Genomic DNA, 22,657 nt, shown 5'->3' on the forward strand with positions numbered 1-22,657 from the left:
TAGGCGGGGGCAAAATAGCCACAGATTATAGATTTGGCCTTGCCCAATTTAGCCCAGCAAAGCAGCTAAGCCACTGGCGCGGCGCAAGGGGGCGGCGGCGGCGCGCGCCAAAGTGCCCGCTTGGGCTTCGACCAAAGAAAAATAGCCTCTGGCGCGGGTAATGCCGGTATAAACCAGTTGGCGATTGAGTACCTGCTCGCCGCTGTCGGGCAACACCAGCAGGGTGTGTTCAAACTCGGAGCCTTGGCTTTTGTGTACCGTCATGACAAAGGCGGTTTCGACATGCGCCAAACGCCCCACCGCCACCGAGCGCGTTTGTTCTCCATCCAAAAAATAAGCGCGCAAGGCTTGTCGGTTGCTAAAACTGGGCAACACTACGCCCACATCGCCATTAAAGATGCCCAAAGAGGCATCGTTGCGCGTCACCATCACCGGGCGGCCCGTAAACCATTCGCTGTGTGGGCGCAATAGCCCCGCTTGTTGCAGCGCTTTTTGTACCAGTGGATTGAGTTGTTCATCGCCCCAAGCGCCCTCATGCACCGCGCACAAAATACGGAAACGCTGAAAAGCCAACAGCACGCGCACCACCCATTGCTGGTGCTGTTCGGGCTGCTGCCAAACTTGGGGTTTGGCTTGTTGGATTTGGTGCAGATAGTCTGCATAGCTGGGCGCCGGGCCACGGCCTTGCACGGCCAAAGTGGCGACGTGGGCTGGGCTGCGCTGCTCTGCGCTATCGGCTATCCAGACTTCATCTTGGTAGAGCTGCTGGCCGTGGCCGTAATTGGCGGGAACCTTGCCTTGGTTGACGGCCAGCGCCAGCGCACCAATGGCACCACGAAAACGACGGCTTTGGCGCAGCATCACGGTTTGCTGCGCCAAAATGGGGGCGGCGGGGCTGGAATCGCAAAACTCCGACGGGATACTGCTGCCGGTCAGTTGGTGGATATAGCTTTGGCTGGCCGGGTTGTAACGTCCGGCTTGTGCATGGGTGCATAAATCACCCAACACGGCACCGGCTTCTACCGAGGCCAATTGGTCTTTATCGCCCAACAAAATCAATTGTGCTTGCGCGGGCACGGCTTGCAACAGGGCAGCCATCATCTCCAAATGAATCATCGAGGTTTCATCCACAATGAGTACATCCACCGCCAAGGGCTGGGCGGCATGGTGGCGAAACTGGCGCGTGTGCAAACTGGCCCCGAGCAGGGCATGGATGGTTTTGGCTTTGCCGATACGCGCAATCAGGGCGGCCAAGTTGGGCACCTGGGCTGGGCGCTGTGCGTGGGGCAAAGCCTCGACGGCGCGGTCGATGGAGTCTTGCAGCTCTTGTAAGGAGCTGGCGATGGATTCGCTCAGGCGCGCGGCGGCTTTGCCGGTGGGTGCGGCCAAGGCGACGCGCAGGGTTTCGGGTTGCGGGTGCAAGGCCAGCAGCAGCGCCAGCAAGCGCGCGGCGGTGTAGGTTTTGCCGGTGCCCGGCCCACCGGTGATGATGCTCAAGGGGGCGCGCAGGGCAATGGCGCAGGCTACCTGTTGCCAATCGGGTTGCTCTGGCTGGCCAGGGCCGAACAGTTGCGCTAACCAGCGTTGGGCGGCTGCATTGTCCATCTGGCGCTGGGTTTGCAAGCGTTGTTGTATCGCGGCCAGCACCTGCTGCTCATAGAGCCAATAACGGCGCAGATAGAGCAGTGGAGCAGCGTCGGAACCGCCCAATACCAAGGGCTGGCCTTGGTCCACTGCCTTGGGGGCCGTGGCGCAATACACCAAAGGGCTGGCGCGCAAAGCCTGCGCCCAGCCGTGGCTGTCGTGGGGCAGGTGGTGTGCGGGCTGGGCTTGCTGCCAAGTCTCTTGCCAAGCTTGGCGCGCTGCGGGTGGCCAGTCGATGTCTGGGCGATAGGGGGTTTGCAGGGTTTCCATCGGCAGACAGGTATGGCCGCGCCCTTCCATCTGCGTGAGCAAAGCTGCCGCCATGAGTACGGGCACCGACACAGCGGGGTCTAGCTGCCACAAAAAGCGGGCAAAAGCGCTATCGAGTTGGCGCAACCAGCCCGCATCGGACCAAGCACGCAACTGTGCCAAGGCTTGCTCTGGGGTTTCTAGGGTCTCTGGAGTGATAGAACGGTGGTTCAAGAGCGGTCTCCGCCAAACATGGCTTGCATACCTTGCAGGCAGTCTATGGAGGGGGGCACCCAGCAAATGCCTTGCTCTGGCCCGGCAATGCCACGGATAAAGAAATACAAGGCACCGCCCAAATGTTCCTCTGGCTGGTAGGCGGCGCCCAAACGTTGTTGCAACAGGCGGTGCAGGGCAAATTGGTACAAAATGGCTTGCACATCGTAGCGGCGCAAGACCATCTCCTCTTGCATGGCGGCCCGGCTGTAATCGGCATCTTGCTGGCCCAAGCGGCTGGATTTGTAATCCAACACCCAATAGCGCCCGCCATGACAAAACACCAAATCGGCAAACCCCATCAACATGCCATGCAATTGGCTGCTTTGTAGCTGGGGCCGCTGCAAATGAGAAAAAATATGCTGTTGGCATAAGCCGTCCAGCACGGTTGTGTTAATGGCCTGTGCTGGTAGCCAAAATTCCATTTCGGGCACCAAAGCTCCCTCCAAACCAGCCAGCGGCGCGCACAACTGCGGCAGCGGGGTTTGCACCACTTGTTGCAGCCATTGCAGCAGTTCAGCCGCTTCTTCTGCGCTGTGACCCGCGCGTTCGCAGCGCGCTAACAGGGCTTTTTGCCGTGCTTGGGCATCTTGCAGGGCGAAGTGGCCAGCGGCCAGCCATTCGAGTTGCTCGTGCAAAAAATTGCCGCTCAAGGCTCCCGGCTTAAAGCGGTGTGCAATTGCTTGCTCGCCCACTGGGGTGCTGATGGTGCTGATGCTGGTGGGCGCGTCGGCGCTCCATTCGTCTTGCGCGCGCCGGGCGGCCAGCGTGGTGCGTGCGCTGCCATAGACTACTCTGGTCAGGCGCGAGTAACTAGAGACGCTCCAAGTGCGGTCAAAATCGGCCACATAGTCGGGCAAGTGGTCGGCCAAATCAGCAGGCTGGGCCAACGCTGGCAAAAGGCTGCATGGCAGGGCTTGCTCTGCCGGGGGGGCCGCTTGTAAGTGAATAGGGCCACCGGCCACGGCTTGCAGCACCGGTAGCCAGTCGGACGCGGCGCGTTCTTTGGGGCCACCCAGCAGGTAACCCAAAGCACTCAGATGGCTTTGGCAACGCGGGCTGTTGCCTTTTTTTATCGTCGCAAAACCTACCCACAAGGCATGGCGCGCACGCGTCAGGGCCACGTACAGCAGGCGCAAATCTTCGCGCAAGCGCTCTTGCTCGGCCACTTGGCGTGTCTCATCGGACAGCTCTAGCACCAATTGTGGCGTGCCTTGGGCATCGGGCACGGTGGCAAATTGGTCGCGCCCGGAAACTGCCCGAAAATCAAACGCGAACGGCAACAGCACCAGCGGGTATTCCAGCCCCTTGCTTTTATGGATGGTCACGACTTTGACCAAATCGGCATCGCTTTCTAGGCGCAGCAGTTGCTCGTCGCTGTCTTGGGCTGGGGCGCTGATTTTGAGTTCTAACCAACGAATCAGGGCTTGTTCGCCGTCTAAATCGGTGCTGGCGCTGTGCAATAGCTCGGCCAGATGCAAAAAATTGGTCAGGCGGCGCTCGCCATCGCCTTCTGGGGCGGCCAGCCAACGCGCCGCCCAGCCCAAACGCTGTAAAGATTGGCGCAACATGGCCAACACGCCTTGCTGTGACCACACTTGGCGCAGCTGGCGCATCTGGTCGCAGTAGACATCAAAGGCTTCATCGTGGCTGGTGTACCACGCCAGTTCGTCGATGCTCAGGCCGACGGTGCGTGTAGCCAACGCGGCACGCACCAAGGCGGCATCTTGTGGCATCGCCACGCCACGCGACCAGTGCAGCAGGTCTTGGGCTTCGTTGCCATGAAACACCGAATCGCGCTCGGACAGATAAACCGAGGCCACGCGCCGTTGCTGCAAGGCGCGGCGCACCACGGCGGCTTCTTTGCCGGTGCGTACCAAAATGGCAATATCTGCCGGGCGCAGGCGCGTAAAGTGGCCGTCTGTATCCAACAAGCCAGTTTGGGCATCGGCCAGCCAAGCCACCACCTGCTCGGCGCATTGGACGGCAAAGCGCCAGCGCAGGGTGTCGGTGTCTTGCACTTGGCCCACATCATGCACGATGGTCAGGGCAGCGGCGGCGGGCAGACCGGCAATGTGCAAGCGTTCACTGCGCCCTTGGGCCTTGACTTCGACAAACGGTAAGCGGCTGCCGCCATCGCTGCCGCCACTGTGGCTGCTGTCGTTGTTGGCTGTGGGGCCAGCACTGCGGAATAAAAACGCCCCTTTGGGGTGGCTGCTGGGGTTTTTTTCGGCGTGTAAAAATAATCGGTTGACAGCAGTGACCAAATCTTTGGTGGAGCGGTAGTTGGTATCTAAGGCGTAATGGCGCTGTCCGGTGGCACTGCGCGCACGCAAATAGCTGTAAATATCGGCCCCTCGAAAGCCGTAGATAGATTGTTTCGGGTCGCCAATCAACAGCAGGGCTTGTTGCGCTGGATTGCTGGCCACGCCATAGAGTTGGTCAAACACCGCGTATTGCAGCGGCGAGGTGTCTTGGAACTCGTCAATCAGCGCCAGCGGGTATTGGGCCAGAATGCGCTGGCGCAAACGCTGGCCGTCGCTGCCTTGCAAAGCCGCGTGCAGGCGCTGCAATAAATCCTGAAAACCAAACTCGCCCGCTTGGCGCTTGAGCTGCTCGATGCGCCGTTGTACGCTGTGGGCGGCGTGCAAGCGCATCGGGGTGGCAGGGTTTGGCAGGCTTTGGTAGGCGGCAAAGACTTCGCTAAACCAGGCAAATTCACTTGGGATGTCGATGGCCGGGGCCTCTTTTTTGCGTGTCGCTTGCAGGCCGTGTTGGGTGAGCTTGTATAAAGCCTCTTCTTTCGGTAAAGCCAGCGGTAAGGGGTTGCTGGCCCATGTTTGCAACTGGGCAAACCATTTTGCGACGCTCTCGGTCTTGAGGGTGGTGGCGTTCCAGTGTTTTCGCTGTTGCGCCAGTTGCGCGAGCAACCAGTTTTGCATGGCCGGGATGTGTTGCTGGCGCTGTTGCAGTAGGTTTTGCAGGGCCGGTGGCAGTAAATTACTGACCAAATGATGCAGCGTGCCCCCTTGTACCTCTGGTGGTAGGGGGGGCAGGGGTACGGGCTGCTGCAACAAGGCGCGCACCTCTTGCGCCAAGCTATGCACGCTGGGCCACACCGATAGCACCGCCTCTAATGGGCCATTGGTGAGGGGATAGCATTCTTGCCGCCAGTAATCTTGCACGGCGGCTGTCATGACCGATTGTTCGTCGGCTACCAAGTTTTCGTCAAACACGCTGCCGCTGTCAAAGGCGTGTTCGCGCAACATGCGTTGGCACCACGCATCAATGGTGAACACGGCGCAATCGTCCATGTTTTCGGCGGCGTTGGCCAGTTGCCAGGCGGCTTGTTGGCGACTGTGGGGGTCAGGGTAGTCGGCCAGCAAGTTTTGCAGAAAAGGGTCTGGGGCTGGGGCATCCTCTGGGTTACGAAAGCAACGCGCAGCCTCTAGCAGGCGCTGGCGTATGCGCGCCGATAACTCGCGCGTGGCCGCGCGGGTAAACGTCATCACTAAAATTTCTGCCGGTGCCAAGGGGCGCACAAAGCGGCTGTCGGGCTGGCCGTGTCCCAACACCAAACGCACGTACAGCGCAGCAATCGTCCAAGTTTTGCCGGTGCCAGCGCTGGCCTCCATCAGGCGGCTGCCCCAGAGCGGAAAGTGCAAGGGTTCAAGTTTCTGCATGGCAAGGCTCGGCGAATGCGGTGGCGGTGGCGGTGGCGGTGGCAGGATGGGGGGTGCAGCGTACCTGGCTGGGCAGCCATTGCAGTAGCGGGGCGTACAGGGTTTGCGCCCACTGGGTGAACTCGCCACTGGCTTGCAAGGCAGCAAAATCGGGGAATTCGCGCGCCAAACACGGCTCGGTGCCTTCGCCGGGCAGCTCGTTGTGTTCACTGCCTTCGTAGGTGCTGGTAGCCGCGCTGGTGGCAGCATCGACTTTGTCTTGCTGGGCGACATAGGCCAAGGCGGTACGCAGGGGCAAGGGCAGGGGGCGCTGCATACCTTGCAGCCAGAGGTCTAACAGCAAGGGCCATTGTGCTTGCGCTATGTCTGGGCGGATGGCTTGGATGTCTAAGCGTGCATCTTGGCCCACCACCACAGCAGAGACACTTTGCCCGTTGGCCGCAGCTGCCAACAGGCGCAACCAGACTGGCAATAGCTTTTCTGGGCGCGGTTTTCCGGTTTTTTGCAGCAATTTGCTTGGCTCTAGGTGCAGACAAACCGTAGCGCTACCGTTGCTGTACAGCTGCTCTAACCAGTCTTGTAGCAGCACGCCGCCATGTTCTAGTTGCAAGGCTTGGCGCGGCGCAGTTTGTGGATATTCTTGGCGCACCTGCACCCACGCTTGGGCCAACGGCAGCAACACCTGTTGCAGGCTGTCTTGCTGGCGCTGGCCCAAGGCTTGCAACTGAAACACCCCGGCTTGGCGCTGGCGTTGCAACGATTGCACAATTTGTTGCTGCAATTGCGCGGCGCTGGCTTGCGGCGGCCAGCTGTCCATTTGCTGCCGTATCCAGTGGTAATGCTCTAACGCATTGCTGGCCAAAGGCTCGACATCCAAGTCGGGGGCGCGCTCGTCTGGCCAAACAATGCTTAACCGTTCCCGAAAAAACACTTTTACCGGGTTGCGTAAAAATTGCGCCAAGCGTTGCAGCGTTAGCGGCACTTGGGGGTCGGGGACAAAGGCGGGCAAGGGCGGGATGATGCTGCTGCTCTGACCAGCGTCGTCTGTGGGCGGGCTATGGTGCAGACTGCGCCACTCGTGGGCGTAGGTGTGCAGGGGGCTGTTTTGGGCAAAATAGCTGCGGCTAAAGGCTTGCAGCGGGTATTCGGTGGTGAGTTGCTCTACCACTTTTTTACCCCAACAGCTGCTCAGGTAATCGCGCAACTGTGCCACCAAGACCGACGGCGGCTGCTCGGTGTTGTCGCGCACGCTGCGGCCCGTCCAAGAGATATACAACGCACGCCGCGCCGACAACAGTGCTTCGAGCATCAATTGGCGGTCATCGTGCTGGCGTGAGCGGTCGCCGGGACGGTATTGGCCTGCTTGGCGCATCAAGTCAAAATCATTGTGCAGACTGCGCCGGGGGTAGTCGCCATCGTTCATGCCCAACAGGCACACCACTTCAAACGGAATGGCACGCATCGGCATCAGGGTACAAAAGGTCACCCCGCCAGCGCGGAATTTGTCATCCAACGAGGGCGGGTCTATCGCCTCCAGCCATGCACTTCTAAAATCTGCCAAGGGCAAGGGCTGCTCAAAACCAGCTTGCTCACAGGCTTGCAACCAGTGGTTCAAGCCCTCTAAGACCTGCTCTAGCATGGTTTGTTCGGCATCGTCTTGGGGGCGAAACATGGCATCTAACAGCACGCGCCCGCGTTGCGCCCAATCTTCAGGGCTGGCAGCGGTAGCGGCTTGGGCTACCCAATCCATCAGCGTTTGCAGCAGATGCGCCAAGCTACCGGCCCATTCGGCCTCCAGTCCGCCCACTTCGGCGTAAGGCACAATTTGCGCCCACGGCGTACCGGCGCTGGTGTCGGGGTTGCTGGGCAAAGCGCCGGTGGCATAGGCCAGCAACATGCGCTGCAAGCCAAACCAAGCGCTGTTTTGTTCGCCGCAAGCGGCTAAACCCAATTGGCTACGGTGCTGCTCATTCAAGCCCCAGCGAATGCCCGCACCTTGCATCCATTGTTTCAGGCGTGGCAGGCCCTCGGCGGCCATGCCAAAGCGCCGTGCTACGGCGGGCACTTCTAATAAATCGAGCAACTCACTCATGCCGCAGCGCTGGCGCGGCAGTTTGAGCAGCCATTCCAAGGCGCTCATGAGCGGGCTGGTGGCTTGGGCGCTGACGTCGGCGATGTCATAGGGGATGTAACGCGGGTCCGAGGCTTTGTATTGCTCAAACACGGCACGAATGGCCGGGGCCATCACGCCTATATCGGGCACCATCACCACGATGTCGCGCGGCTGCAAGGGTGCAGCTTCGGGGTGGCGCTCGGCACCAGCGAGCCAACGCAGCAATTGGTCGTGCAAAATTTCCAGCTCGCGCACCCGGTTGTGCGCGATATGAAAGCTGATGGAGCGGTCGCTGGACTGCCAAGGCCAGGGGCTGCTTGGCAATTGGGCATCCAGTGGCTCCAAATCCCGAATCGCTTGCTGCACCCGGCGCAGCATCGGAGTGTGGGGGCTGGATTCGGTCTCATCAAACATATCCAAGCGCAATTGCGGAAACTGCTGGCGCGTTTGCTCTACTTGGTCAAACGCATCCAACAGGCGGATAAAGTCGCGCCCCTGCCGCCCCCAGCTGGCCAGCAAGGGGTGGGCGTGTTGGTGCATGTCTGGCAAGGGCACTTGCGCCAAACTCACCCCACCACGCGCCTGCTGGCGCTGGCGCAGGGTACGAAACAGCTCGCGCCCCTCGATGATGTCGCCCCAGTAATAGCGGCAAGGATTGGGAATCGCCAAAATGACTTGCGTGTAAGGACTCAGGGCGGCCAAAGTGTGCAGGGTAGAGAGTGGCATATGGCTCATGCCAAACACCACCACCCGGCGCGCCACGCGCCCGGTGTAATCGGTGTGGCCCGCGCGCAGTTGCTCCATCGCCCGTTGGTGCAAATAAGGACGGATGGCTTGCTGCTGGCCATCGGCCAAAGTGCCCAACACCGCGCGCCACAACTGCGGTTGCCAACGCTGGTCTGGCGGCACGGGCGCGCTACGGCCATCGTGTTGCAACAAAACATCTTGGCCTTGGCCCCACGCCTGCAACCAATCGGCACGGTAGTTTTGGTATTGGTCGAACAAATCGGCCAATTTGGCGGCCAAGGGCAAGTCGCGCTCGTGGTGCGGATTGTGTTGGCGCAGATAACGCGCCACCGGGGCAAAATCGGGCTGCTCTAGCAACTCGGGCAGCACTTTCATAAGTCGCCATGTCATGGGGAGCTTGTCTAGCGGCGACTCGCGCGGCACCGCCCCTGCGCCCAGCACTTGGCGGTAGGTGCGCCACAAAAACCGGCTAGGCAACTCCACCTGCGTGGCGGCACAAGCGCCCGTCAGGCGGGCCATTTCCATTTTGAACCACTCGGCCATGCCGTTGCTTTGTACCAGTACCACCTCTTGCTCTAAGGGGTCTAAGGGCGTGTTTTGCAGCCAGTGCATCACCGTTTGCGCCAACCACTCCGACTGGTTGCCATGCAGGGTAATAAAACCGGGACGGATGGAGGAGGCAGCAGGTGAAGCGGGCAAGGTGGACCTCAGAGGGGGGGGTGCCAGACAGGGAGAAGGCCCGAATCTATATGATAAATCCCACTCCAAGCGCAAAAAATTGCCACTGTGACGTTTTGCTACTGGAAAATTTTGCCCACCTATCCGATGATGCTATGCCATGCTCAAAGAAAACCACCACTTCAACACCATCAGCAGCCTCTACCCCCACATTGGCGACAAGCTCGAAATGTTCTGGGGCCACTTGGATTTTGTGCGCTATGTAGATAAATTGATTTACGACACCCGCGATGGCGGGCGCAAGGGCTTTCCGCCCAATGTGTTCATGGCCTTGTACCATCTGTCAGAAGACCATTTGGAAGCCTTCCCGCATTTACGCAAGCTGACGCAAAAAGATTTTTAGTTTGCTGCTTCGGTAGAGCCTGGCCATCTCCCAGCCTTTTGAGCCAGCATTCCGCCCTAACACTGGTCTGCGTCACATCCTCCCAGTTTGCGCCGTTCAGCACCTCATCCAAGCGCTCCCGGTTGCCTAAGATGCGGGCAGCCTCTGCGGTTTGGTCTTCCCCACGCCCGTGGGGATATTTTTTGCTGCGCCTTACAGTGGTGGCTTTCGTTTAAGCCATCAAAGGAAAAACACCATGCTCACCCTTCGCAAATCACAAGACCGAGGCTATGCCGATCATGGCTGGCTGCGTTCTTACCACAGCTTTTCGTTTGCCAATTACTACGACCCAGCACACATGGGGTTTGGCAACCTGCGCGTTATCAATGAAGACTGGATTGCCCCCGGCACCGGCTTTGGTTCCCACGGCCACCGCGATATGGAAATCATCACCTATGTGCTGGCAGGTGAACTGGCGCACGAAGACAGCATGGGCCATGTCCGCACCATCAGCCCCGGCGAAGTCCAGCGCATGAGCGCCGGTAGCGGTGTGGTTCACAGCGAGTTCAACCATGCCGCCGGGCAGCAAACCCATTTATTGCAAATTTGGATAGCACCGCACACCCGTGGCATCGCCCCGAGCTACGAGCAAAAACGCTTTGATACAGCGCGTAAACAAGGCCGCCTCTGCCTGCTGGCCTCGCCCGATGGCGCGCAAGACTCGGTGCAAATCCATGCCGATGCCTCGTTGTATGCGGGTTTATTCAGTGGCCCAGAAGAGGCCACACTGGCACTGAACCCCGCGCGCAAAGCCTATGTATTTCTGGTGCGTGGCAGCTTGCAGGTCAATGGGCAGACTTTGACAGCCGGAGATGCCGCCTTGTTGAGCGAAGAAAGCACCCTGACCCTCAGCCAAGCGCAAGATGCCGAGGTGCTGGTGTTTGATTTAGCCGCCTGACGTTTGCCCGTTTTTTAGGCCGCCCGGGCCAACAAAGTCTCTACCATTTTGTTGGCCAGCTGCGATACCGCCAACGCTGCTGGGCAGCCGGGGGTGAGCAGTTGCAACAGCTGGCGGCGCATCACGGCCTCGCGCACAGCCGGGTCTGCCGGAATATCGCCCATGTGAATCAAACGCAGTGGGCGGCCAGAATCCGTCATGACAAAACGGTCAATCACCTGCTGCAATTGGCCAGTGATGGCGCGGCCATCGCCGGGGCGCGCTGCTTGGTTAACCACCATCCGCACATGCTGGCGTTTTTGTTGCATCGCCAGCACTTTGATGGCGGCATAGGCATCGGTGAGCGAGGTAGGCTCGGGTGTGGCCACCACCAGCACTTCAGAGGCCAAAGAGATAGAGAACAACACCACCTCAGAAATGCCCGCGCCGGTATCGAGCAAAATCACATCAAAGTACGGGGCCAGCTTTTGCACCGCATGGTAAAACTGGTTGCGTACCTCTTGCGTCAGGCGCGAGTATTCAATCATGCCCGAGCCAGCCAACAGCACCGAAAACCCCCCCGGTGCCGCTACCACGGCTTCTTCTAGGCGCGCTTTGCCAGTAAACACATCGTGCAGCGTCAATTTGGGGTGCAGGTTCAGCACCACATCCAAATTAGCCAGCCCCAAATCGGCATCGAGTACCAGCACGCGCTTACCACGCCGGGCTAGGGCAGCGGCTAAATTGGCAGAAACAAAAGTTTTGCCCACACCACCCTTGCCACTGGTGATGGCAATGATGCGGGCACCGGAGTACCGCGACGCCTCAGGGGTGTCTGCATGGAGGGTTTGGGTGGACGGCGCGTCGCTCATCTCGTCGCTTTCAAAAGGCGCTGTCGGTGGGGTTTTGCGGGGACGGATCATCCCAGCCGGACGGCGGATACAGCGTGCCAAACAGCAGGCCCTTTTCTTCGGCCGTCACGGTGCTACTGGGTTGTTCTTCGATATGGACACGGTTGCGCCCGGCAGATTTTGCCTTATAGAGTTGCAAATCAGCCCGATCGACCCACAGCGAGGCCGTCGAGCGTATCCATTGCAGCGCAAATGCGCCACCGATGCTGATGGTGACATGCACTTCTTTGGAGGAGGCCACCCGAATCGGCGTAGCCTCGACGGTTTGCCGAATGCGCTCGGCCACGGTGTGGCCAAACGCGGCTTGGCAGCCGGGCAAGACCACCGCAAATTCTTCGCCGCCGTAGCGGGCCAGGGTGTCCATAGGGCGCACACAGGTGGCCAAAATACGTGCCACTTCTTGCAAGACCCTATCGCCCGCCAAGTGGCCGTGGGTGTCGTTGACGTATTTGAAGTGGTCTATATCCAGCAGCAACAGCAGCGCAGACTCGCCCGAGCGCGCGACGCGGTCAATCTCGCACTCGACCACGTTCAAAAAATGGCGCCGATTGGCCAAGCCCGTGAGTGGGTCGCGCAAAGACAACTCACACAAGCCATCAATGAGCGATTGCAAAAAGCGCGTAGCGTTGGGGGGTGCGCTGGCCTGTGCCGTCACGGGGCCAACCAAGGCGCGCGCCTCGTCCAGACGCAGCTCGTGCAGGTCAACGAGGTGGGAAGCAGCAGCAGGTGAAACGGCAGGTGTAGGCACAGTAGGGCTAAGTGTAACCCCGCGCCGCTGGCTGTGCGGTGCAGGCACGTTGGATAATACGCTGCTATTGGCTATTCCTACCCGGCTTTGCTGGGCCGCTGTCAGGTGCGTGGCTTGCTTTCGCGTCACTTGGGGGCGTGTCCCGGCCTACCCAGAACAACATTTTCTGCATGACCACCCAAAAACCACCTTGTCTGATGCGCCGCATTGCGCTGGCTATTAGCAGTTTTTTTTCTATCATCGCCCAACCGGAGTTTGCTGCCCGTGTGGCGCAGTTGCGCGATGGCGTGAGCGCGCCTCCGGTACCCCCCGCCCCGGTGGCTGAGCCGCCGGTGTCTGCGCCTGCACCAGTGGCTCCGGTGTGGCAAGCACCGCCCGAGACAGCCGCCCTGCAATTGTTGGGCCTGTTGCAGCGTGAGGCACGCTTTGTGGATTTCATTGAGCAAGATGTGGCCGCGTTTTCGGATGCGGATATTGGCGGCGCAGCGCGCGTGGTGCATGAGGGCTGCCGCAAAGTGTTGCGCGAGCATTTCACGCTGGCCAGCGTGCGTACCGAGGCCGAAGGCAGCCGCATCACCCTGCCTGCCGGGTTTGATGCCAGCGCGGTGCGCGTGACGGGCAATGTGGTGGGCCAGCCACCGTTTACCGGCACACTGGTCCACCAAGGCTGGCGCGTTACCGATAGCCGCCTACCCCAACTGGCCCAAGGCCACGATGCCCGCGTTTTAGCTGCCGCCGAGGTCGAATTATGAGCAAAACACCGCAAACAACCCAGCCCGCGCCACGTTATACCGTGGGCATTGATTTGGGCACCACCCATTGCGCGCTTTCTTGGGTGGACACCCAAGCCAGCGATGGCGAAAAAGTCGTGCAAGGGGTGCTAGAGATTCCGCAACTGACCGGCCCCGGTGCGGTCGAAGGCAAACCTTTATTGCCCTCGTTCCTGTATTTGCCGCACGCCAGCGAGATGGCCCCCAATGATTTGGCCCTACCGTGGGCGGCCAGCCAAGATTTTGCCGTGGGTGAATTGGCGCGCACACGCGGTGCCGCCACGCCGATTCGCTTGGTCAGTAGCGCCAAAAGCTGGCTCTGCCATCCCGGCATCGACCGGCGCGGCCCCATTTTGCCGGTGGATGCGCCCGAAGAAGTACCGCGCGTCTCGCCGCTAGAGGCATCCATCCGCTACCTATCGCACCTGAAAGCCGCTTGGGACCAGCAACACCCCGAAGCGCCCTTGGCGCAGCAAGATGTCACCGTGACCATCCCGGCCTCGTTTGACCCAGCCGCGCGCGAACTGACCGCCGAAGCCGCCCAAGCGGCGGGCTTTAGCCACTTGACGGTGTTGGAAGAGCCGCAAGCCGCGCTTTACAGCTGGATTGAACGCAGCAATGGCCAATGGCGCAAGCAAGTGCGCCAAGGCGACATCATTTTGGTGGTGGACGTGGGCGGCGGCACGACCGACTTGTCTTTGATGGCCGTATTAGAGCGCGATGGCAATCTCGAATTGCAGCGCGTGGCCGTGGGTGAGCATATTTTGCTCGGTGGCGACAACATGGATTTGGCGCTGGCCTATGGTGTAGCCCGCAAGCTGGCCACCGAAGGCAAACAGCTAGACCCGTGGCAAACCCGCGCCTTGGCCCATGCCTGCCGCAGTGCCAAAGAAACCCTACTCAGTGACCCCGGCGTGATGGCGGTGCCGGTGGTGGTGCCTAGCCGAGGCTCGAAGTTGATTGGTGGCTCGATTCGCACCGAAGTCACGCGCCAAGAGTTGGAGCAAACCCTGCTGGAAGGCTTCTTCCCGTCCGCAGCGGTATCTGAGCAGCCTATCAGCCGCCCACGGGCCGCTTTGACGCAACTGGGTCTGCCCTATGCCCAAGATGCCGCTGTCACGCGCCATTTGGCCGCCTTCCTGACGCGCCAACGCGGTGCTACCGCGCAATTAGAAGGTTTAGGGCGCAGCCTGCCCGAGAGCGCCAGCTTCTTGCACCCCACAGCGGTCTTGTTCAATGGGGGCGTGCTTAAATCGGGCGCGATTTCCGAGCGCCTGCTGGGCATCCTCAATACTTGGTTACAGGCCGAGGCGGCCGCCCCAGCACGCTTGTTAGCTGGTGCCGATTTAGATTTGGCCGTGGCCCGTGGCGCTGCTTACTATGGCTATGTGCGCCGGGGGCGTGGGGTGCGGATTCGCGGTGGTACGGCGCAAGCCTACTACGTGGCGGTGGAGTCCTCCATGCCCGCCATTCCGGGCATGGAGCCGCCGATTCAGGCGTTGTGCTTGGCCCCCTTTGGCATGGAAGAAGGCAGCGAAGCCACTTTGCCTGGCCAAGAGTTTGGCTTGGTGGTGGGCGAGTCGGTGCATTTCCGCTTCTTTGGCTCTTCGGTGCGTCGCCAAGACCAAGTGGGCACCACTTTGGATTTTTGGGCACCCGACGAGCTGCACGAATTGCAAGCCATTGAAGCCCATTTGCCCACCCAAGGCCGTACGGCGGGCGAAGTGGTGCGCGTGCGCCTACATGCCCGCATCACCGAAGCCGGGGTACTGGAGTTAGAAGCCCTGCCTGTCGGTGGCTCCGAACGCTGGAAAGTGGAGTTTGATGCCCGGGGCGAAGCCCCGCCAAACCAGCCGTGAGCGCACGCTACAGCGTTGGCATTGACCTTGGCACCAGCCACACGGTGGTGGCCTATGCCGCCTTGGGCCGGGCCAAAGATGCCGCTGGCGTGCAGTTGTTGCCTATCCCGCAACTGGTGGGGCCGGGAGCGCTGGCGGCGCAGGTGCTATTGCCTTCGGTACGCTACCACCCCGCACCCAGCGAGTTAGCCCCCAGTGCGGCGCAAACGCCGTGGTCTGTGCCACCGCTGCCCGACGCTGACGCACCCGCCGCCATCGTCGGGCGTTATGCACGCGATTTGGGCGCGCAAGTGCCGGGGCGCTTGGTCAGTAGTGCCAAAAGTTGGTTGTCCCATGCCGGGGTGGACCGCATGGCGGCGATTTTGCCGTGGGGCGCGGCAGACGAAGTGCCCAAAATATCGCCCGTGGGGGCCAGTGCCAGTTATTTGGCCCATGTGCGGGCGGTGTGGAATGCGCGCTTTCCCAAGTCGCCGCTAGAACAGCAGGACATCATCCTGACCGTACCCGCCTCTTTTGACGAGGGTGCGCGTGCCTTGACCTTAGAAGCCGCTCGTCTGGCCGGTTTGCCCACGCTGCGCCTTTTGGAAGAACCCCAAGCCGCCTTTCAAGATTGGCTATTGCGCCACGCGGCGGATTGGGCCACGCAACTGGCCCCATCGCGCTTGGTACTCGTGTGTGATGTCGGCGGCGGCACGACCGACCTGACGCTGATTCAAGTGGAACACGGCGCGGCAGGGGCCGTGCCACAACTGACGCGCATCGGTGTGGGTGACCATCTGATGCTGGGCGGCGACAACATGGATTTGGCGCTGGCCCATTGGGTCGAGCGCCGTTTGGGCCACAACGCCCCACTCTCGGCCACCCGCTTGGCCCAATTGGTGCAACGCTGCCGAGTCGCCAAAGAATTGTTACTTGGGCCAGATGCACCCGAACGTACCAGCGTCACCCTGCTAGGCGCAGGCGCGCAACTGCTGGGGGCCGCCCGTTCGGTGGAGGTGGGCCGCAGCGACATTGAGCAACTGGTGGTGAATGGCTTTTTGCCGTTAGAGCCTGCCAGCGCCCGCCCACAACGGCGGCGGGCAGGCATTGTGGAGTTTGGCCTGCCTTACCCCGCCGATGCGGCCATCAGCCGCCATTTGGCCGATTTTTTGGCCCGTCACGCCGAAGTGGGCTTGCCCGACACCTTGTTGCTCAACGGCGGTGTGTTTCGTGCGCCAGCCTTGGCCCAGCGTTTAGAGCAATTGCTCAGTGCTTGGCGTGGCACGCCAGTGCAAGTGCTGCACAACGATGCCCCCGATGTGGCGGTGGCCCGTGGTGCGGTGGCCTATGCCTTGGTGCGCGCTGGGCGCGTGCCCGCCTTGGGTGCTGGCATTGGTGGCGGTTCAGCGCGCAGTTATTTTCTGCTGTTAGAAGACGGACAACCGCGGAGCCAGCCCCAAGCCATCTGCGTGCTGCCACGCGGCACGCCCGAGGGGCTGCCGGTGCCCCTGACCGAGCATGTTTTTGCCCTGCGTCTGGGGCAGGCCGTGCGGTTTCATTTGCTCTCTTCTTCGGCCAGTATGCCTTGGCAAGCCGGGGATGTCATTGATTTGCACGATAGCAATATGGCCGCACAAGCCCAGTGGGTGCGCTTACCACAGTTATCGGCGGTGCTTGCAGCCCCCGAAGGCCAACGCCGCCGCGAGGTGCGGGTGCAACTCACAGCCAGCATTACCGAAGTGGGTACGCTAGAAATGCACTGCACACAGGTAGAAGATGCCCAACAGTGCTGGTCTTTAGCCTTTGAATTACGCGGCGGCCTAGAGGCCGAACAGAGTGCCGCGGATGCCAGCGCAGCAGCACCCCATCCACGCTTGCCCGAAGCCATCGCCCAAATTGAACGCATTTTTGGCACTGGTACCCACAAACCCGAGCCGCGCGAGGTACGCCAACTGCGCCAAACGCTAGAGCGCCTGCTGGGCAAACGCGAAGATTGGAGCTTACCCCTGTTACGCGCCCTGTTTGATGCACTGTGGGCCGGGGCCAAACGCCGCCGCCGCAGTGCCGAACACGAGCGCGTTTGGCTCAATTTGGCAGGATATTGCCTGCGCCCCGGAAGCGGGGCACCCTTAGATGCTTGGCGCGTAGAACAACTGTGGAGCCTCTTCCCCCAAGGCATCCAATACACCACTGAAAGCGGCAATTGGTCAGAATGGTGGACCCTCTGGCGGCGTGCTGCTGCGGGCCTGAACGAAGCACAGCAATTGCAATTGCTAGAGCCTCTGGTGGGCCATTTAGAGACGGTGGCCGATGCCCCACGCAGTAAATCGCCCTTGCACAGCAGCTACGACGATATGGTGCGCTTGGCCGCCACGCTAGAGCAAGTGCCAACGGCGCACCGCGTCGATGTCGGTCATTGGTTGTTAGACCGCTGGCAGCGTCAGCCTGACAAAAACCCGCCGTGGTGGGCGCTGGGCCGTTTGGGCGCGCGTGTGCCGCTGTATGGCAGCGCCCACCATGTCGTGCCTGTGGATACCGCCAGCGTATGGTTGCAAGTGCTGTTGGGCTTGGATTGGAAACAAACCGAACCTGCCGCCTTTGCCGCCACGCAATTGGCCCGTTGCAGCGGCGACCGCGCCCGCGACTTGCCTTGGCCACTGCGCGAGCAGGTCATTGCACGCCTACAAGCAGCAAAAGCCCCCCCCACATGGGCCGCAATGGTGCGCGAAGTGCTGGCGCTGGACGAAGCCGACCAACGCCGCAGTTTTGGCGAAGCCTTACCGCCGGGGCTGCAATTGCTGCGCGCCTAAGCCCGCTCGGGTAACATTCGCACCTTGTAGGCTGCTTGGTGCATCAACGTGCTGGGCAGTGCTGGCCGCATGGCCCTGGCGGCTGCGCCAGCGGCGCGGTGTTACAGGGTAAACCGTGCGTCTCAATTCCATCAAACTCTCAGGTTTTAAATCTTTTGCCGAACCCACCCACTTTATGCTGCCGGGGCAGTTGGTGGGGGTGGTCGGCCCTAACGGCTGCGGTAAATCCAACATCATGGATGCCGTGCGCTGGGTGCTGGGCGAGAGCAAAGCCTCGGAGTTGCGCGGCGAATCCATGCAGGACGTGATTTTTAACGGCACCACGCGGCGCAAACAAGCCAGCCGCGCCAGTGTTGAACTCATTTTTAACAACGATGACCACCGCGCTGGCGGCCAGTGGAACCAATACACCGAGATTGCCGTCAAGCGCGTACTCACCCGCGACGGCAACAGCAGCTACTACATCAACAACCAGCCGGTGCGTCGGCGTGATGTGCAAGACGTGTTTTTGGGCACCGGCTTGGGGCCACGCGCCTATGCCATCATCGGCCAAGGCACCATCAACCGCATTTTAGAATCCCGCCCCGAAGATTTACGCCTGTTCTTAGAAGAGGCTGCTGGGGTTTCCAAATACAAAGAGCGCCGCCGCGAAACCGAAAACCGCCTGCAAGACACGCGCGAAAATCTCACGCGGGTAGAAGACATCCTGCGCGAACTCAACACCAACTTAGAAAAACTAGAAAAACAAGCCGAAGTCGCACAAAAATACCACGCCTTGCAGGCCAGCGCGACCCTCAAGCAACAGCAACTGTGGTTTTTCAAGCGTGCCGATGCCCAAGCCGAACAAGCCGCCGTGCAAGCCCAAGGCCTGCAAGCCGTAAACGACTTGGAAGCGCGTATGGCCGAGTTGCGCCATTTAGAATCCCAACTCGAAACCATCCGCCAAGCCCACTATGCTGCTGGCGATAGTGTCACCCAAGCGCAAGGCCAAGTCTATGAAACCAATGCCGAAATTGGCCGCCTAGAGGCCGAAATCCGCTATGTGGTCGAAGCGCGCCAACGGGTACAGTTGCGTTTGGGCACCTTGGCCGAACAAATCAGCCAATGGGACACGCGCAGCGCAGACGCACAGCAGGAACTGGAAAATCTGGCCGGTGCGGGCCTAGAGGCCGAAGAACAAGCCGAACTGCTACAAGCCCAGTTAGAAGAACAATCTCTGCGCCTGCCCGATTTAGAAGAGGCCCTGCGCCACAGCCAAAGCCATGCCAACACGCAACGCGCCAACGTGGTGCAGGTACAGCAGCAAATCCAAGTGCTGGCCGCCGAGCAGCGCAGCATTGAAGAGCAAAGCCGCCAACTGCAAACCCGCCACGAGCGTCTGCGCGCCGAACGCCAAGCCTTGGCCGCCCCCGATGCCAGCAGCGTACAACAATTGCAGCAGCAACTGCAAGCCGCGCAAGCCGCCTTAGAGACCACCCAAGCCCGTTTGGCCCAAACCCAAGAAGAAGCCCCACAACGCGATGCAGCGCGCCGCCAGCAACAACAAATTTTCAACACCGAAAACGCGCACCAAGCCGCCTTGGCCGCCCGCTTGCAAGCGCTGCAAGCCTTGCAAGAAAAACTCAAAACCGATGGCAAATTGCAACCTTGGTTGCTGCGCCACGGCTTAGAGGGCTTGGCGGCCCTCTGGACGCGCCTGCACATCGAACCCGGTTGGGAAAAAGCCCTAGAGGCCGCCCTGCGCGAGCGCCTGTCTGCGCTAGAAGTGGGCAGCCTAGACCGGGTGCGTGGACTGGCTGGCACCAGCGGCGAGGGGCCACCGGCCAAACTGGCGTTTTTCAGTAGCGCGCAGGCGGTATTTCGCCCCTGTGCGACCGCCTTACCGCGTTTGGCCGACAACTTGCGTCTGCACGATGCCAGCTTGCAAGCCGTGTTGCAAGATTGGCTACAAGGCTGCTACACCGCCCAAACCTTGGACGAAGCCCTGAACCGGCGCGCCCAGCTTCAACCCGGAGAAACCCTCTATGTGCCCGATGGCCATGCTGTCACCTTGCACAGCGTAGCCTTTTATGCTCCGGATTCGGAGCAGGCCGGATTGTTAGCACGCGCCCAAGAAATCGAGCATCTGGACAAAGAACTGCGCGCGCAAACCCTCATCACCGAACAAGCGCAAGCCGCCTTGCAACGGGCCGAGGCCGCCTCTGCCGAAAGCGTGCAACAACTCGCCGCCCTGCGCCGCGAAGCCACCGAGGCCCAAACCCAAGCCCACGCCTTGCAGGTGGAGCATCTGCGCTTAGCGCAACTGCTGGCGCAAACCCAAGCCCGCAGCGCGCAAATTGGTGCCGATTTAGACGAAGTGCAAGCCCAGCTCGACGATTTACAAGAGCGCCGCGTGCTGGCCGAAGCCCGGTTTGAGAGTTTGGACATGCAGCTGGCCGACAGCCAAGAAGCCCAAGCGCAACTCGATGACCGGGTGCTAGAGGCCGAACGCCGCCTAGACCAATGCCGCCAGCAGCAGCGCAGCCTAGAGCGCCAAGCCCAAGAAGCCCTGTTTACCCAGCGTAGCCTCACCGCGCGCCGCGCCGAACTCGCGCGCACCTTAGACACAGCCCAGCAACAAAGCACCAACTTGGCCGATGAGCGCCTGCGCGCCCAAGCCGAATTAGAACGCCTGTCCGATGCTGCCGCCCAAGGGGGTTTGCAAGAACTGTTGGCGTTAAAAATCGAGCGCGAACAAGCCTTGGCCACCCAGCGCAGCCAATACGACGATTTAACGCTGCAACTGCGCCACAGCGATGAGCAGCGCTTACAGTTAGAACGCGCCCTAGAACCTCTGCGCCAGCGCATCACCGATTGTCAGCTGAAAGAACAAGCCGCCCGTTTAGGGCTAGAGCAATTTAACAACCTGCTCACAGAGGCACAAGCCGATTTAGAGGCCATAGAACGCTCGATACGAGAGGGCCAAGTGCGCGCCAACGGTTTACAGTCCGAGATTGACCGCCTACAACGCGAAATTGCTGCCCTCGGGGCTGTCAACTTAGCTGCCCTCGAAGAACTGGCCGCCGCCCGCGAGCGCAAAACTTTTTTGGATACCCAAACCACCGACCTGACCGATGCCATGCAAACGCTGGAAGATGCCATTCGCAAAATTGATGCCGAAACGCGCGATTTGCTCTCGGGCACCTTCGATGCCGTGAACCAGCATTTTGGCCGCATGTTCCCAGAACTGTTTGGCGGGGGCAATGCGCGCCTTATCATCACAGGCGATGAAATTTTGAACTCAGGCGTACAGGTCATGGCCCAACCGCCGGGCAAGAAAAACCAAACCATCCACCTGCTCTCGGGCGGCGAAAAAGCCCTGACCGCCATTGCCTTGGTGTTTGCTATCTTCCAACTCAACCCCGCCCCCTTTTGCTTATTGGATGAGGTCGATGCCCCCTTGGATGATGCCAACACCGAACGATATGCCAAACTGGTAACCCATATGAGCCGCCAAACCCAATTTTTGTTCATCAGCCACAACAAAATTGCGATGGAAATGGCTGAACAATTGATTGGTGTCACCATGCAAGAGCAAGGCGTTTCACGCATTGTGGCCGTGGACATGGATTCGGCCCTCTCGATGGCCGATGCCACCTGAACATTATTTACCCGCACACACCACTCTCATGAGCAACTTGCAAATCAGTCTGGCCGTTATTGGTGCCGTGTTGCTGGCCCTAATCGTTGCCTACAACGCCTGGACAAACCACCGCAACAGCCCTAAAAAACCCAAGCCCACCGAGCCTGGCACCGAGGCACCAGCATCGGCACTGCGCCAAGAACCCGCCTTTGACCATTTACTAGACCAAGCCTTGCATGGCGGCAGCGTCCATGCCCAGCCCCCAGCAGCTCCGGCCTCTCCTTTGGCCCCAAACAGTGATGCCGCAGACGACGACGCAGCAGCGCTACCAATTCCTGCAAAAAACCCACCCAAGGCCAGCACGCCCGCCCCAGCGGCCCCCACAGCCGCCAAGCCAGTACCCCCCCCTGACCGGCGCTTGAGCCTGGATAAACTCATTGATGCCATCGCCACGCTGCATTGCGAGCAGGCCGTGCCCGGCGATGCCGTCTTGGCCGCCCTGCCGCCCACGCGGCGCGTTGGCAGCAAATTTTTTGCCATTGAAGGCTGGAACGACAGCAACCAACAATGGGAACAGCCCGTAGCTACCCAACGCTATAGCCGCTTTCAGGCCGGGGTACAACTGGCCAACCGCACTGGGGCTTTGAGCGAGATTGAGTTCTCGGAGTTTGTGCAAAAAGTACAAGCCTTTGCCGATACCCTGCACGCGGCCGCCGAGTTTCCTGAAATGCCGCACGAGGTGGTGCGCGCCAAATCCTTAGATAACTTTGCCAGCCAGCACGATGCCCAATTGACCTTTGTGCTGCGCGCCCGCCAAGCGGCTTGGAGCGCGGGCTATTTGCAACAAAATGCCTCGCGCATGGGCTTTGTACCCGGTTCGATGGCCGGACGCATGTTGCTGCCTGCCCCCACCCCTGGAATGCCGCCGGTGCTGATTTTGGCATTTGATACCCAAGCCGCCTTGGCCGAAGATTTGGAACAATCTGCGGTGCGCGACTTGATGCTCTGTTTGGATGTGGCCCAAGTCAATCGCTCAGAACAGCCCTTCAACCGCCTGCGCGAGGTAGCTACCGTGTTATGCCGCACGATGGATGGCGTGCTGTGCGACCAAAACGGCCAACCCCTGCCCGCAATGGCAATGGACCCTATCGCCACCGATTTAGAACTGCTCTACGACCAACTCGACAGCCACGGTTTGTCTGCCGGTTCAGCGCTGGCTCGGCGCTTGTTCAGTTAATTTACCCACCAAGGT

At 60.4% G+C, this 22,657-nt stretch carries 12 protein-coding genes; 7 read left to right on the forward strand and 5 right to left on the reverse strand.

Features of this window, described 5'->3' with window-relative positions; translation table 11 throughout:
- Positions 1–48 precede the first annotated feature (48 nt).
- The 3 genes from recD to recC are packed head-to-tail and all read right to left on the reverse strand — an operon-like array spanning position 49 to position 9,408.
- On the reverse strand, positions 49–2,127 hold the full coding sequence (gene recD, locus PHX60_RS02265; RefSeq protein WP_300074077.1) for an exodeoxyribonuclease V subunit alpha: 2,079 nt from the start codon (positions 2,125–2,127) through the stop codon (positions 49–51).
- Positions 2,124–5,849, reverse strand: a complete 3,726-nt coding sequence (gene recB / locus PHX60_RS02270; protein WP_300074080.1) for an exodeoxyribonuclease V subunit beta — start codon at positions 5,847–5,849, stop codon at positions 2,124–2,126. Before recB ends, recD begins: the two co-directional genes overlap by 4 nt.
- A complete protein-coding gene (gene recC / locus PHX60_RS02275) occupies positions 5,836–9,408 on the reverse strand; it encodes an exodeoxyribonuclease V subunit gamma (RefSeq protein ID WP_300074083.1) in 3,573 nt (1,190 codons plus the stop codon). The genes recB and recC overlap by 14 nt, the downstream gene beginning before the upstream one ends.
- A 139-nt stretch (positions 9,409–9,547) precedes the next feature.
- Between recC and PHX60_RS02280 the strand changes: the two genes are divergently transcribed.
- Complete coding sequence (locus PHX60_RS02280; protein WP_300074086.1) at positions 9,548–9,790, forward strand: hypothetical protein; 243 nt, start codon at positions 9,548–9,550, stop codon at positions 9,788–9,790.
- A 235-nt stretch (positions 9,791–10,025) separates the two neighbouring features.
- On the forward strand, positions 10,026–10,727 hold the full coding sequence (locus PHX60_RS02285) for a pirin family protein (protein ID WP_300074089.1): 702 nt from the start codon (positions 10,026–10,028) through the stop codon (positions 10,725–10,727).
- A gap of 14 nt (positions 10,728–10,741) precedes the next feature.
- On the opposite strand, the gene PHX60_RS02290 is transcribed toward PHX60_RS02285, so the two are convergent.
- Together PHX60_RS02290 and PHX60_RS02295 are read right to left on the reverse strand one after the other, a co-directional pair.
- Entirely contained in the window at positions 10,742–11,578 is an 837-nt protein-coding gene (locus PHX60_RS02290; RefSeq protein WP_300074092.1) for a MinD/ParA family protein, read from the reverse strand.
- 10 nt (positions 11,579–11,588) lie between these two features.
- Positions 11,589–12,365: a GGDEF domain-containing protein gene (locus tag PHX60_RS02295; RefSeq protein WP_300074241.1), complete on the reverse strand. Its 777-nt coding sequence runs from the start codon at positions 12,363–12,365 to the stop codon at positions 11,589–11,591.
- A 170-nt stretch (positions 12,366–12,535) separates the two neighbouring features.
- Between PHX60_RS02295 and PHX60_RS02300 the strand changes: the two genes are divergently transcribed.
- The 5 genes from PHX60_RS02300 to PHX60_RS02320 all read left to right on the forward strand — a co-directional run bounded on the left by PHX60_RS02300 (position 12,536) and on the right by PHX60_RS02320 (position 22,642).
- A complete protein-coding gene (locus PHX60_RS02300; protein ID WP_300074095.1) occupies positions 12,536–13,117 on the forward strand; it encodes a DUF2760 domain-containing protein in 582 nt (193 codons plus the stop codon).
- Positions 13,114–14,994 (forward strand): Hsp70 family protein, encoded by a 1,881-nt coding sequence (locus tag PHX60_RS02305; protein ID WP_300074098.1) that lies wholly within the window; start codon positions 13,114–13,116, stop codon positions 14,992–14,994. Before PHX60_RS02300 ends, PHX60_RS02305 begins: the two co-directional genes overlap by 4 nt.
- Positions 14,991–17,783, forward strand: a complete 2,793-nt coding sequence (locus PHX60_RS02310) for an Hsp70 family protein (protein WP_300074101.1) — start codon at positions 14,991–14,993, stop codon at positions 17,781–17,783. Before PHX60_RS02305 ends, PHX60_RS02310 begins: the two co-directional genes overlap by 4 nt.
- Before the next feature lie 115 nt (positions 17,784–17,898).
- Positions 17,899–21,423, forward strand: coding sequence for a chromosome segregation protein SMC (gene smc / locus PHX60_RS02315; RefSeq protein WP_300074105.1), 3,525 nt, complete (start codon positions 17,899–17,901; stop codon positions 21,421–21,423).
- A gap of 28 nt (positions 21,424–21,451) precedes the next feature.
- Positions 21,452–22,642 carry a cell division protein ZipA C-terminal FtsZ-binding domain-containing protein gene (locus tag PHX60_RS02320; RefSeq protein WP_300074108.1) on the forward strand — a complete coding sequence of 397 codons (1,191 nt, stop codon included), beginning with the start codon at positions 21,452–21,454 and terminating at the stop codon, positions 22,640–22,642.
- Positions 22,643–22,657: the final 15 nt, after the last annotated feature.

This window comes from Giesbergeria sp., from assembly GCF_028686475.1.
GTDB lineage: Bacteria > Pseudomonadota > Gammaproteobacteria > Burkholderiales > Burkholderiaceae_C > Simplicispira.

What these genes read in the sequence shown, in the direction of transcription:
- recB (WP_300074080.1), bottom strand. Translation starts at nt 5,849, where the DNA reads ATGCAGAAACTTGAACCCTTGCACTTTCCGCTCTGGGGCAGCCGCCTG.
- PHX60_RS02280 (WP_300074086.1), top strand. Translation starts at nt 9,548, where the DNA reads ATGCTCAAAGAAAACCACCACTTCAACACCATCAGCAGCCTCTACCCC.
- PHX60_RS02285 (WP_300074089.1), top strand. Translation starts at nt 10,026, where the DNA reads ATGCTCACCCTTCGCAAATCACAAGACCGAGGCTATGCCGATCATGGC.
- PHX60_RS02290 (WP_300074092.1), bottom strand. Translation starts at nt 11,578, where the DNA reads ATGAGCGACGCGCCGTCCACCCAAACCCTCCATGCAGACACCCCTGAG.
- PHX60_RS02300 (WP_300074095.1), top strand. Translation starts at nt 12,536, where the DNA reads ATGACCACCCAAAAACCACCTTGTCTGATGCGCCGCATTGCGCTGGCT.
- PHX60_RS02305 (WP_300074098.1), top strand. Translation starts at nt 13,114, where the DNA reads ATGAGCAAAACACCGCAAACAACCCAGCCCGCGCCACGTTATACCGTG.
- PHX60_RS02320 (WP_300074108.1), top strand. Translation starts at nt 21,452, where the DNA reads ATGAGCAACTTGCAAATCAGTCTGGCCGTTATTGGTGCCGTGTTGCTG.